The sequence below is a fragment of the Sphingopyxis sp. PAMC25046 genome, from assembly GCF_004795895.1.
In the GTDB taxonomy this organism is placed as follows: Bacteria; Pseudomonadota; Alphaproteobacteria; order Sphingomonadales; family Sphingomonadaceae; genus Sphingopyxis.
In genome coordinates this window covers 3,622,010-3,633,651 of sequence record NZ_CP039250.1, presented here as the reverse complement: position 1 = coordinate 3,633,651, position 11,642 = coordinate 3,622,010, and the positions used below count along the sequence as shown (strand labels likewise).

The window sequence follows — 11,642 nt, the reverse complement described above, 5'->3', positions numbered from 1 at the left end:
ATTATGCTGCGCCCAATCCTGTTCCTCGCTGCGACAGCACTGACGATGCCGCTTTATGCGCAGGCGCCGACGCCGGGCGCCGCTGTTCCCGGTGCGGAATGTCTTGTTCGGATCAACGCGACACCGCAAAGCTGGTTGATCCAGGGATATGACCCGTTTGACGGAGCCATTCCCGAGGGAACGTTCGGGATCACTTTCGTGAACGAGGGCACCGGCGAATGCCGCTTCTCGCCGGTGTTTGAACTCGTCCAGCCGCCGTTCGGCCTGTCGAAGGGCAGCGGAAAGCGGATCGGCTACGCGCTGCTCAACCTGACCGATACGCAGGATGTGACGCCGCGCGCGGGGCGTACGCAGCGCAATCCGTCGCAACGAATGCTGACACTCGGGGCCGGCGGGTCGCGCACCCTGTTGTACAAGCTCGTCGCCGACGCCGACGATGTGAAGGATTCGGGTATTTTTACCCAAGATGTGACGATCGAGGCGCAGGACGACAGCTTCCGTTCGCTCGGCGGCGCACAGCTCGTCCTCGGCATCAATGTCCTGCCCTCGGCGCGGATCGGCCTTGCCGGCGCCTACACGATGAGCGACGGGCATGCGGTAGTCGACCTTGGCGAACTGCGTCCCGGCGTCGCGCCGGTGCCGCTCCAGCTTCGTGTCGCCAGCACCGGTTCTTACGACCTCAATGTCACCTCGGCCAATTCAGGCCGTCTGCGGCTCGGTTCGAGCGACTGGTATGTGCCGTACAGCCTTGCGATCGGCGGCAACTCGGTCAATCTGACGGGCGTGCGCACGATATCCGGGCAGGCGAATGGCGGGCTGCGCCGCGAAGCACTGCCGATTCAGTTCCTGATCGGTGATACCTCGGATCGGCGCGCCGGGGTGTATAGCGACGTCGTCTCGATCTCGGTGACCGCACGCTGACGCGGCCTGCTTCGCCCGGCCTCGATTGTCAATTTTCTGACGCCCCTTAACTGAATGTTAGATTCGCGAGCCTAGATAATCATCCAAAGCTTCGGCCTACTGGCGGAAAGGTTACGGATGATCAGGAAATTCTCGCTCGGCCTTGCGAGTGTCGTGCTCGTTGCGGCGCCGACGACTGCCATGGCGGCGTCGTTCGGTTTCAACCTCCGCCTGACGGTGGCTGTGCAGTGCAAGGTGCAGCACCAGGCGACCGGATTCGGTGTCATCAGCGGTAACGCCGTGTCGCTCGGAACCTTCCGCGAATATTGCAACGCGCCGACGGGCTATGATCTGGTGATCAATTACGCGCCGGGCTCGCTGGAAGGAACCCGGATCATCGCGGGGAGCGACGAGATCATTCTTAACGGCTCGGGCCAGGCCGTGCTCAGCCGCGCGACGGGACCGCGGATCAGGGAGCGGCCGATTGCGGCTGTCCCGGGCGAACAGGGTTTCGATACCGATCGCTTCGAATTGCGGATCATTCCGACCTGACGCGATGCGTCCTGAATTATCGAAGCTATTACGGGGGCGTGGTCGCCGTGCTGCGGGCTAAATCTCGATAGTCAGCTTGATATTGGCAGGTGCGACGCCTGCGGCCTTCGCAATCTGCTCCTTTGCCCGGGCGACCAGATCGCGCAGGCTTTCGGTCTCTTCCAGCCCGAGAAGCTCGTGAATCTCGACGCCGAGCTCATTCGCCAGCACTTCCACCCGGCCGGCCTTGGGCCGGGCCTTGTCGAGTTCCCACGCCGAGATTGACGGTTCGCTGACGCCCAGCCGCGCGGCGAGCTGCCCCTGCGTCAAACCCTTTGCGGTGCGCAACCGCAGCAGTCGGGTTCCAAAACTCTCGGCGGACGATGCCGGGCGATTTTCGGCCGTATCAGGCTCGGATTCGGCGGTAACGCCGCGGAGCTGTGCGGCGCTCAGCGTCGCGGGCGAAATCGGCATTTCGAACTGGCATCCGGCGAGGCGGCCGCTGGTCCAGATGACTTTCGTCGCCATCTTCCCGCTGTGTGGCAAATTGACCTCGATCACCTCGCCGATTTCCAGCTGCGCGCCGCTTTCGACCAGCATCCCAGTCGCCGAAATATTATGGACCAGCGCCTCGATCTCGGCGCCCGTCGCCTTCGACCCGTGCAGCGGCAATCGCAGTTGCCGGCGCGATGCGCGGCCCTTGCCAGCGTATCGCGGAACTTCGTTCAGATAGACGGTCATTGCCATGGGCAATCCATCGCGAGACCGATATTAACATTTGGCTTCGCGGGAAGGTTAATAGGACGGATTGCGCGAAAGTCACCGCGGCGCGAGAGGAGGGTGCGATCACCCTCAAATTCCTTTGATGTTTCGCTTTGGGGCAGACCCTTGGATATTTACTGTATCGCAATCTGTTGCCGCGCATAGCGGCTGGGCAGTGGGGTTCAGATAAAGAGTTTGTTGGATGGATGTGCCATCGCGGATCGATTCCGGCTACCGGGGACAGGAGGATACCGAAGAAGGCCAGCGCGGCTTTTTCGGTAAGATCGGTTCCCGTATCGGCAAGCAGCGCGGCGAGGCCGCAGCGAATCTGCACATGCACGACGCGCTCATGCTGCTTCGCAATTATGAAGAAAGTGGCCAAGGCTGGTTCTGGTCGACCGATGCCAAGGGGCGGCTGACCTATATCACCGATTCGGTAGCGCGGTTGATGGGGCGAACCGGCGGCGCGCTGCACGGCACCGCCTTTACCGATCTGTTCCTGCCCGTCGACAGCCAGGGCGAGCGCCAGCGCACCTTGCCTTTCCTGCTGACCAAGCAATCGAAATTCCACGAACTGCCGCTGCGCAGCGCGTTCGAGGGCGACGATCGCTGGTGGGCTATCTCGGGCCGGCCGCAATTCGACGGTTCGGGCAAGTTCACCGGCTACCGGGGAAGCGGCACCGATATCACCGAACAGCGCCGTTCGGCCGAAGACGCGTCGCGGCTCGCGCTCTATGACTCGCTGACCGGTCTCGCCAACCGCTTCAACATCTCGAAAAAGCTCGACGCGACGCTCGCGGCCTTCGCTCAGCAGCAACGCTCGTGCGCAATCATGCTGCTCGACCTGGATCGGTTCAAGCAGGTCAACGACACGCTTGGTCATCCGGCCGGCGACGCGCTGTTGAAGCAGGTCGCGCAGCGTCTGCTCAAGATCGTCGGCGACCGCGAAATGGTTAGTCGTCTTGGGGGCGACGAATTCCAGATCATCCTTCCCGACGTCGAGGATCGCGGTAAATTGGGCGAGCTGGCGACCGACATCATCGCCAGCCTGTCGCAACCCTATTCGGTCGAGGGCAGTCGCTGCATCATCGGTGCCTCGGTCGGCGTCGCGATCGCGCCATTCGACGGGCAGGGCAGCGACGACCTCGTCCGCAACGCCGATCTCGCGCTCTATGCGGCCAAGGGCAACGGGCGCGGCCGTTTCGCTTTCTATTCGAGCGACTTGCATCAGGCGGCCGAGGATCGCCGCATACTCGAGGAAGATTTGCGCGACGCGCTGCCCCGCGGCGAAATCGCGCTTTGCTATCAGCCCGTCGTCAATTCCAAATCGAACATGGTGACGGGGGTGGAGGCGCTGATCCGCTGGACCCACCGCGACCGCGGCGTGATCTCGCCGGCGCTGTTCATTCCGATCGCCGAGGAAGCCAATCTGATCTGGAAGCTCGGCGAATGGGTGCTCCGCCGCGCGTGCGAGGATGCGGCGAGCTGGCCGGGGGACATGCGCGTCGCGGTCAACGTCTCGCCGATCCAGTTCGCGAACGCCGATTTGCCGAAGGTCGTCGCGCACGCGCTCGAGGCGTCGGGCCTCGCGCCCGACCGGCTGGAACTGGAAATTACCGAAAGCGTGTTCCTCGGGGACACCGCCGAAACAACCCGGATGTTCAAGGCGCTGAAGGATCTGGGCGTCCGCCTCGCGCTCGACGATTTCGGTACCGGCTATTCATCGCTCGGCTATCTGCAATCGGCGCCGTTCGACAAGATCAAGATCGACCAGAGCTTCGTTCGCGACGCCACCGTGCCCGGGTCGCGCAACGGCGCGATCATCGCCGCGATCGTCGCGCTGGCCGAGGCGCTCGAGATGGAAACAACGGCCGAGGGTATCGAATCGCTCGACCAGCTCGAGCTGATCCGCAAGCTGAACGTCAGCCACGTTCAGGGTTATGTCTACAGCAAGCCCGTCCCGCAGGCCGAGCTGATGGAGCATGCCGAAGTGGGATCGTGGACGATCAAGCCGTCGGGCCCCGCGCGCCAGCGCAACGACCGCTTCTCGCTGTTCCGCAAAGTCGGGGCGATCCACGACAATCATCGCTATGCCGTCGTCATCCGCAACCTGTCGACGACCGGCGCCTTTATCGAGGGCATATTGGACGTGCCCGTCGGTACGCGCTTCGTGATCGATTTCGGCGAGGGACAACTCGTCACCGCGACAGTCCGCCGCTCGGCAAAGCATCAGCAGGGCATCGAGTTCGAACAGACAATGGTCAGCGACGGCAATGGCGGGCTGTGCACGCGCCACCGTGTCTCGCCCTATCTGATCGCTGCGGCGGCGCAGCAGACGAGCGGGCTGGCGCTGCCCACCTTCACGACGACGGGCGATTGGAAAGCGGCCTGACGCCGGAACCCGTCGCCGCCTGCCCCGTTCTGTCTTCGACCCCAATCGACGGAGACATACATGACCGAGACCAAGATCTTCGCGCGGCTGAAGGCCGACCATGACCGCCATCGCGAACTGCTCGACCGGATCGACGCGACCCATGGTGACAGCGACGAGCGCCGTGCGCTGTTCGAGGCGTTTCGCGTCGAAGTGACAGCGCATGCGGCGTCCGAAGAAATGTCGCTCTATGCAACGATGCTTGCGAACCCCGACCTGCGCGACGAGGCGCAGCACAGCGTCGCCGAACATAAGGAGATCGAGGATTTCCTCACCGAATTATACGAGATGGATTTTTCGTCGAGCGGCTGGCTGACGCGCTTCCGCACGATGAAGGACCGCTATCTCCACCATATCGACGAGGAAGAGGAGGAAATGTTCCCGGCGGCTGAAAAGGAGCTTTCCGACGCGCGCAAGAAGGAACTGATCAAGATCTTCGAAAAGGAAAAGCCGAAGGAAAAGGCCAAGGCGGCCGAAGAGGAACCCTCAAGCGAAGAGGCGCGCGATTAGTCGCCGCCCTCGACTTTTGGCGCGGCGCTCGCCATAGGCGCGCGCCATGGCCGACAGATTCGCTTTTCAGATCAGCGCGACCGACGGCGCCGCTCGCACCGGTGTGATCCGCATGCAGCGCGGCGAGATTCGCACCCCCGCCTTCATGCCCGTCGGCACCGCTGCGACGGTGAAGGCGATGCGTCCCGCCGAGGTGCGTGCCACCGGCGCCGACATCATCCTCGGCAACACCTATCATTTGATGCTGCGCCCGACCGCCGAGCGGATGGCGCGGCTGGGCGGCCTCCATAACTTCATGGGTTGGGACCGGCCGATCCTGACCGACAGCGGCGGCTATCAGGTGATGAGCCTGTCGGCGCTGACCAAGCAGAGCGAAGAGGGGGTCGCGTTCAAGAGCCATCTCGACGGCTCGCGCCACATGCTCACACCTGAACGCTCGATGGAGATTCAGCGCCTGCTTGGCAGCGACATCGTGATGGCATTCGACGAATGCCCGCCCAGCGGCGTCGACGCGAAGCGCGCCGAGGCGAGCATGGAACGCTCGATGCGCTGGGCCGCGCGCAGCCGGGCCGGGTTCGATGCGGGCGAGGAGCATGCGGCCCGGTCGGCGCTGTTCGGCATCCAGCAGGGCTCGCTCGACGAAAAGCTCCGCGCGCGCTCGGCCGCGGCGCTCGCCGACATCGGCTTCGACGGCTATGCGATCGGCGGGCTGGCGGTGGGTGAGGGGCAAGAGGCGATGTTCGGCGTGCTCGACTATGCGCCGGGCCAGCTTCCCGCCGACAGGCCGCGCTATCTGATGGGGGTCGGCAAGCCCGACGATCTGGTCGGCGCGGTCGCGCGCGGGGTCGACATGTTCGATTGCGTGCTGCCGACACGCTCGGGACGCAACGGGCAGGCCTTTACGCGCGACGGCCCGATCAACATCCGCAACGCGAAATTCGCCGAGGAACAGGCGCCGCTCGACGCCGATTGTCATTGCCCGGTCTGCACGACCTGGTCGCGCGCCTATCTGCACCACCTCGTCCGTTCGGGCGAGATGCTCGGCGCGATGCTGATGACGCAGCATAATCTGCATTATTACCAGGATTTGATGCAGGGCATGCGCGACGCGATCGCTGCGGGGACTTTCGCGGCGTTCCAGCAGGGCTTCGACGCGCGCTACCGGCGCTGAAAATCAATCGAGTTTGCTCAGCAAATCCAGCAAGTTTTGGGGGATCGACTCATCGACGGTCGATTCATAGGCGCGGCGCAGGGCGCCATTAACGTCCTGCCCCTTGGCGGAAGGTTTTTTGACCGCGTCCTTTCCGGAGGCTTCGCTGCGTTGCGAACCGGTTTTAGACGACATTATCGAAGCATCCGCTGAACATGGGGCCTTTTGCTAACCGCGCATACACCAAAGCGCAATGGCGCGTTTGTTCCTTGGCCATGAAACTATTTTAGCGGTAAATCGTTCCCAAAGGTTGAAATATATCGGATGGTGACGGGGAGGCATGGGGATTGTCCCTTTTCCGGACGCGTCGGCCGCCGATTTTGGGACTATCAGGAGGTAAAATATGTCATTGGGTCAGTCGGTTGCGCCGCATCTTCCCTATCTGCGGCGTTATGGCCGGTCCATTTCCGGAAGCCAGCAGAATGGCGATGCGCTGGTCGCCCGGCTGCTCGAAACGCTGGTGGCCGATCCGGGCGCGATCGATACCGGTGCCGACCTGCGCATCCAGCTTTACCGGATGGTGCACGACAATTTCGGATTGATGGCCGAACAGGCGGCCGCGAACGACGCCGGGGCGCTGACCGACATCGCGATCGCCGACGCGCGGCTCCGCCGCATTCCCTCGCTGGCGCGGCAGGCGCTGCTGCTCACCGCGGTCGAGGGCTTCAGCGCCGAGGACACCGGGCGTATCATCGGCCGCGATGCCGAGGCGGTGCGCTCGCTGATCGCCGACGCGACCGACGAGATCGATCGCCAGACGCGCGCGCGCATCCTGATCATCGAGGACGAACCGATCATCGCGATGGACATCGAAATGATCGTCCGCGACTTGGGCCATGACGTCGTCGCCGTCGCGACGACGCACCGCGAGGCGGTCGACGAGGCGCAGAAACACCAGCCGGGCCTCGTGCTCGCCGACATCCAGCTCGCCGACAACAGCTCGGGGATCGAGGCGGTGCAGGAAATCCTGACCGACCTCAAAGTGCCGGTCATCTTCGTTACCGCCTTTCCCGAACGGCTGCTCACCGGCGACCGGCCCGAACCCGCCTTCCTGCTCACCAAACCGTACCAGCCCGCGACGCTGCGCGCAGCGATCTCGCAGGTATTGTTCTTCGACGAAAGCACGATCCCGGCCTGAATATCGGGCGAGGGGTTGATACCGCCAAGGCGGCGCGCGATAGCGGCGGTTGATGACCGCACCAGACGCTTTCGCGCGCCAGTCCGCGCTTGACCGGCTCACAGCCAACGCGCCTTTCCTCGCACGGCTCGCCGAGCTCAATCCCGATGATGTGACGCGCTTCCTTGCGGACGGAACCGACGCGGCGCTGGCCGACGTCGCGCCGCCGCCGGCGGGCGAGGACATCATGCGCGTGCTGCGGCAATGGCGCGGGCGGATGGCGCTGCTGCTTGCGCTCGGCGACCTGTCGGGCGAGCATGATGTCGCGACGACGACGCGGCTCTTGTCCGATTTCGCCGATGCGGCATGCGATGCCGCGCTCGCCGCCGCCTTTGCCGAACGCGTGCCCGATGAGGAACCGCGCGGGCTGGCGGTAATCGCGCTGGGCAAGCTCGGCAGTCACGAACTCAATTATTCGTCGGACATCGATCCGATCCTGATCTTCGACCCCGAAACGCTGCCGCGCCGTTCGCGCGACGACCCCGACGAGGCCGCGGTGCGGATTGCGCGGCGCATGGTCGAGATATTGTCAGCGCGCACCGCCGACGGCCATGTGCTGCGCGTCGACCTGCGCCTGCGTCCGCATCCCGAGGTGACGCCGATCGTGCTCCCCGAAAGCGCGGCGATTTCCTATTATGAATCCGAGGCGCTGGCGTGGGAGCAGGCGGCGTTTATCCGTTCGCGCGCCTCGGCGGGCGATCGCGCGCTCGGTGAGGATTTCCTCGCCGCAATCCAGCCCTTCATCTGGCGCCGCAGCCTCGATTTCCGGCAACTCAAGGAAATCGGCGCGATGAGCGACCGCATCCGCGACCATTTCGCGCAGGGGCAGGCGTTCGGCCCGGGCTTCGATTTGAAGCGCGGTCGCGGCGGGATTCGCGAGATCGAGTTTTTCGCGCAGGTCCACCAGCTCATCTACGGCGGGCGCGACCCGTCGCTGCGCGCGCCGGCGACGGTCGACGCGCTCGCCGCGCTCGCGGCGGCGGGGCGGATCGAGCCCGAGGTCGCGGCACGGCTGTCGGGCCATTACGCGACGCTTCGCCGTATTGAGCATCGGCTGCAGATGGTCGAGGACCAGCAGACGCACAGCCTGCCGACGCAAGCGGCGGCGCTCGATTGTGTCGCGCGGCTCGATGGCGAGGCGGACGGCGCGGCGCTGCTCGCGGCGCTCGAGCCCGTCGTCGCCGACGTCGGCAGCTGTTACGACCGGCTCGTCGCCGAGCGTGCCGCGACGACGGGCCTCCCCCGCGACGAGGGTGGGCTAGCGTCCGAATTGATGGCCGCAGGCTTCGATCCGCCCGACGCCGCGCTGCGCACGATCGCCGAATGGCGCGGCGGCAAGCTGCGCGCGCTGCGCAGCCCCGCAGCGCAGGGCGCGCTCGAGACGGTGCTGCCCGAACTGGTCAAGGCTTTGGGCGCTGCCCCCGATCCGCAAGCGACATTGCTCCGTTTCGACAAACTTGTTGGCGGGCTGCCGAGCGCGGTGGGCTTCTTTCACCTCCTCGCGGCGCAGCCCGAACTCGCCCGGATCGCAACGCGCACCCTGTCGCTCGCCCCGACGCTGGCCGACGCGCTTGGCGCGCGGGTCGAGTTGATCGAGGGGTTGATCGACAAGCGCGCGTTCGAGGCGCCGGCGACGAAGGCCGGCCTGCTCGCCGAATGGGCGCCGGGGTTGGCCGGGCTCGACTATGAGCGGCTGCTCGACCGCGTGCGCGACCGCGTCGGCGAGCGGCGCTTTGCCTATGGCGTGCAGCTGATCGCCGGCGCGAATGACCCGCTCGCCATCGCGTGCGGCTATTCCGAACTCGCCGAGGCGGCGTTGCAGGTGCTCGCCGATGCGACGGTCGCCGAATTCGTCGCGGCGCATGGCCGCATCGCGGACAGCGAGCTTGTCGTCCTGGCGCTCGGGCGCCTCGGGGGCAGGGCGCTGACGCACGCGTCGGACCTCGACCTCATCTATCTCTTCACCGGCGATCATCTCGCCGAATCGGACGGGCCGCGTTCGCTCGGCGCGACCACCTATTACAATCGCCTCGCGCAGCGTCTGACCGCGGCGATGTCGGTGCCGACCGCCGCCGGAAAGCTCTACGACGTCGACACGCGCCTCCGGCCGCAGGGCGCGCAGGGGCCGCTCGTCGTGACACTCGACAGCTTCGAGCGCTATCAGCGCGAGGAGGCGTGGACGTGGGAGCATATGGCGCTGCTCCGTGCGCGGCCGGTCTATGGTTCGGACGCCACGAAGCGCGAGGTCGAGCGCATCATCGCCGACCTGCTCGCAGCTCCGCGCAACCTCGCAAAACTGGCTGCCGACGCCGCCGAAATGCGCGACAAGATCGCCGCGCACAAACCGCCTAGAGGGGCGCTCGACGTCAAGGGCGGGCCGGGCGGTCTCGTCGACCTCGAATTCGCGATGCAGGTGTCGCAGCTTGCGAGCGGTCGGTGCCACGACCCGAGTATCGCGGCGGCGCTCGCGTGCATGAAGGCTGCGGGGCTTGTGCCGCCCGAAGTAATCGACGCGCACGGACTGCTTGCGCGCATGCTCGTCATGTTGCGCCTCACGGCGCCCGAAGGCGAGCCGCCGACGGCGGCGGCGCGGCAGTTGGTGGCAAGCCAGTGCGGCGAGCCCGGCTGGCCGCAGCTGCTTGCCGCGCACGATATGGCGCGGCAGGAGATCGCGAACTGGTGGGCATCGATTCGGCCCGCCGCCCCGGCGCAGCAGGAGATAAAGACATGAGCGCACCCGCGATCGGCGATCCGATTCCCAATGTGAAGCTTCTCGACGCCGACGGCGCGGCGATCGACCTTGCCGCGATGAAGGGCGCGCCGCTTATCGTCTATTTCTATCCCAAGGCCGACACTCCCGGCTGCACGACCGAGGCACAGGACTTCACCCGCCTAGCGCCCGAATTTGCACATCTCGACGCGCAGGTGCTGGCGGTATCGCGCGATGCGCCGGCGAAGCTCTGCAAGTTCCGCGACAAATACGGGCTCACCGTCCGCCTCGCGTCGGACGAGGATGGCGCGGTGTGCGAGGCATTCGGGACGTGGGTCGAAAAGCAGAATTACGGCCGCACCTATATGGGCATCGAACGGTCTACTTTCCTCTTCGGCCGCGACGGCAAGCTGGCGAAAGAGTGGCGCAAGGTGCGCGTGAAAGGCCATGCCGACGCTGTGCTGGAGGCCGCCAAGGCGCTCTGATGCCGACGCTGGCCGAAGCCGCGCGCGGGGTCCTGCTGACGGCGGACCCGCACGACAAACGCCGCGCGGCGCGGAGCCTAGCGCGCGCTTGGCGGCGCGGCGAGATCGAACATCGCTGCGATACGGCGATGCCCGACCGTCCGGCATGGCCCGCCGAGCCGGTGCTGCTTGCGCCCAACCAGATGCCCAAGCGCCGCAAGGGCGGGTCGGAGCGCGGCCGCATCGCGCTGCTCCATGCGCTCGCGCATATCGAGTTCGTCGCGATCGACCTCGCGGTCGATCTGGTCGGCCGGTTCGGCGGCGAATTTCCGCGCGGCTTCGTCGACGACTGGATCGGCGTCGCGGCCGACGAGGCGATGCATTTCGCGCTACTCGACCGGCGGCTGCGCCAGCTCGGCAGCTTCTATGGCGATCTGCCCGCGCATGCGGGATTGTGGGAAGCGGCTCAGCTCACCGCCGACGACGCGCTCGCGCGCCTTGCGATCGTCCCGATGGTGCTCGAAGCGCGCGGCCTCGACGTGACGCCGATGACCGTCGAGCGCTTCCGGGGTGCCGGCGACGAAGCTTCTGCGAAGATTTTATCGCGTATTTACAACGACGAAATCCGGCATGTGAGCGCCGGCACAGTCTGGTTCCGGCAAAAGTGCGATGAAATGGGATTCAACGCCGTCGAAACGTGGCACAGCCTAGTAAAATCGCGCTTTCGCGGCAGTTTGAAGCCGCCGTTCAACGACTCGGCGCGCGGGCGTGCCGGTTTAACGCAAGAATTCTACGCTGTTATTGCTTCGTAAGGATTGGAACAGCACACAGGCTTCCGCGGGGGATGAGCAATCATCCAAACCAAGAAAACCGGCGCCAAAGCCTATTTCCGGGCTTTGGCGACATGGCAAACGCGGGGTCGTTGTTTTGACTAACACTCTTCTGGC

11 protein-coding genes are annotated in these 11,642 nt (G+C 65.2%); 9 read left to right on the top strand and 2 right to left on the bottom strand.

The features are described 5' to 3' along the window. The first annotated feature begins 3 nt into the window (after positions 1 to 3). Together E5675_RS21820 and E5675_RS17055 are read left to right on the top strand one after the other, a co-directional pair. The gene (locus E5675_RS21820; RefSeq protein ID WP_247594665.1) at positions 4 to 921 is read left to right on the top strand and encodes a hypothetical protein; all 918 of its coding nucleotides are present in this window, start codon (positions 4 to 6) and stop codon (positions 919 to 921) included. A gap of 117 nt (positions 922 to 1,038) precedes the next feature. Continuing rightward, the gene (locus tag E5675_RS17055; RefSeq protein ID WP_136175544.1) at positions 1,039 to 1,452 is read left to right on the top strand and encodes a hypothetical protein; all 414 of its coding nucleotides are present in this window, start codon (positions 1,039 to 1,041) and stop codon (positions 1,450 to 1,452) included. 57 nt (positions 1,453 to 1,509) lie between these two features. Here E5675_RS17055 and E5675_RS17050 read toward each other — a convergent pair whose 3' ends face one another. Next, positions 1,510 to 2,178 (bottom strand): helix-turn-helix domain-containing protein, encoded by a 669-nt coding sequence (locus E5675_RS17050; protein ID WP_136175543.1) that lies wholly within the window; start codon positions 2,176 to 2,178, stop codon positions 1,510 to 1,512. 217 nt (positions 2,179 to 2,395) lie between these two features. On the opposite strand from E5675_RS17050, the gene E5675_RS17045 reads away from it, so the two are divergent. The 3 genes from E5675_RS17045 to tgt are packed head-to-tail and all read left to right on the top strand — an operon-like array spanning position 2,396 to position 6,305. Beyond that, positions 2,396 to 4,585: an EAL domain-containing protein gene (locus E5675_RS17045; RefSeq protein WP_136175542.1), complete on the top strand. Its 2,190-nt coding sequence runs from the start codon at positions 2,396 to 2,398 to the stop codon at positions 4,583 to 4,585. A gap of 60 nt (positions 4,586 to 4,645) precedes the next feature. Next, the gene (locus E5675_RS17040) at positions 4,646 to 5,134 is read left to right on the top strand and encodes a hemerythrin domain-containing protein (protein ID WP_136175541.1); all 489 of its coding nucleotides are present in this window, start codon (positions 4,646 to 4,648) and stop codon (positions 5,132 to 5,134) included. A gap of 46 nt (positions 5,135 to 5,180) precedes the next feature. Continuing rightward, entirely contained in the window at positions 5,181 to 6,305 is a 1,125-nt protein-coding gene (gene tgt / locus E5675_RS17035; protein WP_136175540.1) for a tRNA guanosine(34) transglycosylase Tgt, read from the top strand. A 3-nt stretch (positions 6,306 to 6,308) separates the two neighbouring features. Here the strand turns inward: tgt and E5675_RS21570 are convergent, their stop codons facing one another. Continuing rightward, complete coding sequence (locus E5675_RS21570; RefSeq protein ID WP_168707915.1) at positions 6,309 to 6,479, bottom strand: NepR family anti-sigma factor; 171 nt, start codon at positions 6,477 to 6,479, stop codon at positions 6,309 to 6,311. 208 nt (positions 6,480 to 6,687) lie between these two features. On the opposite strand from E5675_RS21570, the gene E5675_RS17030 reads away from it, so the two are divergent. From E5675_RS17030 to E5675_RS17015, 4 genes are read left to right on the top strand one after another with little or no spacing between them, the layout of a single operon-like run. After that, on the top strand, positions 6,688 to 7,482 hold the full coding sequence (locus E5675_RS17030) for a response regulator (protein WP_136175539.1): 795 nt from the start codon (positions 6,688 to 6,690) through the stop codon (positions 7,480 to 7,482). Positions 7,483 to 7,534: 52 nt separating this feature from the next. Then, on the top strand, positions 7,535 to 10,252 hold the full coding sequence (locus E5675_RS17025) for a bifunctional [glutamine synthetase] adenylyltransferase/[glutamine synthetase]-adenylyl-L-tyrosine phosphorylase (protein WP_136175538.1): 2,718 nt from the start codon (positions 7,535 to 7,537) through the stop codon (positions 10,250 to 10,252). Beyond that, positions 10,249 to 10,716: a peroxiredoxin gene (locus E5675_RS17020; RefSeq protein WP_136175537.1), complete on the top strand. Its 468-nt coding sequence runs from the start codon at positions 10,249 to 10,251 to the stop codon at positions 10,714 to 10,716. The genes E5675_RS17025 and E5675_RS17020 overlap by 4 nt, the downstream gene beginning before the upstream one ends. After that, positions 10,716 to 11,507: a ferritin-like domain-containing protein gene (locus E5675_RS17015; protein ID WP_136175536.1), complete on the top strand. Its 792-nt coding sequence runs from the start codon at positions 10,716 to 10,718 to the stop codon at positions 11,505 to 11,507. The genes E5675_RS17020 and E5675_RS17015 overlap by 1 nt, the downstream gene beginning before the upstream one ends. The last annotated feature ends 135 nt before the right edge of the window (positions 11,508 to 11,642 follow it).

Excerpts from the sequence above, each read along its gene's own strand:
- E5675_RS17055 (WP_136175544.1), top strand. The coding sequence starts at position 1,039 with ATGATCAGGAAATTCTCGCTCGGCCTTGCGAGTGTCGTGCTCGTTGCG.
- E5675_RS17030 (WP_136175539.1), top strand. The coding sequence starts at position 6,688 with ATGTCATTGGGTCAGTCGGTTGCGCCGCATCTTCCCTATCTGCGGCGT.
- E5675_RS21820 (WP_247594665.1), top strand. The coding sequence starts at position 4 with ATGCTGCGCCCAATCCTGTTCCTCGCTGCGACAGCACTGACGATGCCG.
- E5675_RS17040 (WP_136175541.1), top strand. The coding sequence starts at position 4,646 with ATGACCGAGACCAAGATCTTCGCGCGGCTGAAGGCCGACCATGACCGC.
- E5675_RS17015 (WP_136175536.1), top strand. The coding sequence starts at position 10,716 with ATGCCGACGCTGGCCGAAGCCGCGCGCGGGGTCCTGCTGACGGCGGAC.
- E5675_RS17045 (WP_136175542.1), top strand. The coding sequence starts at position 2,396 with ATGGATGTGCCATCGCGGATCGATTCCGGCTACCGGGGACAGGAGGAT.
- E5675_RS17050 (WP_136175543.1), bottom strand. The coding sequence starts at position 2,178 with ATGGCAATGACCGTCTATCTGAACGAAGTTCCGCGATACGCTGGCAAG.
- E5675_RS17020 (WP_136175537.1), top strand. The coding sequence starts at position 10,249 with ATGAGCGCACCCGCGATCGGCGATCCGATTCCCAATGTGAAGCTTCTC.
- tgt (WP_136175540.1), top strand. The coding sequence starts at position 5,181 with ATGGCCGACAGATTCGCTTTTCAGATCAGCGCGACCGACGGCGCCGCT.
- E5675_RS17025 (WP_136175538.1), top strand. The coding sequence starts at position 7,535 with ATGACCGCACCAGACGCTTTCGCGCGCCAGTCCGCGCTTGACCGGCTC.
- E5675_RS21570 (WP_168707915.1), bottom strand. The coding sequence starts at position 6,479 with ATGTCGTCTAAAACCGGTTCGCAACGCAGCGAAGCCTCCGGAAAGGAC.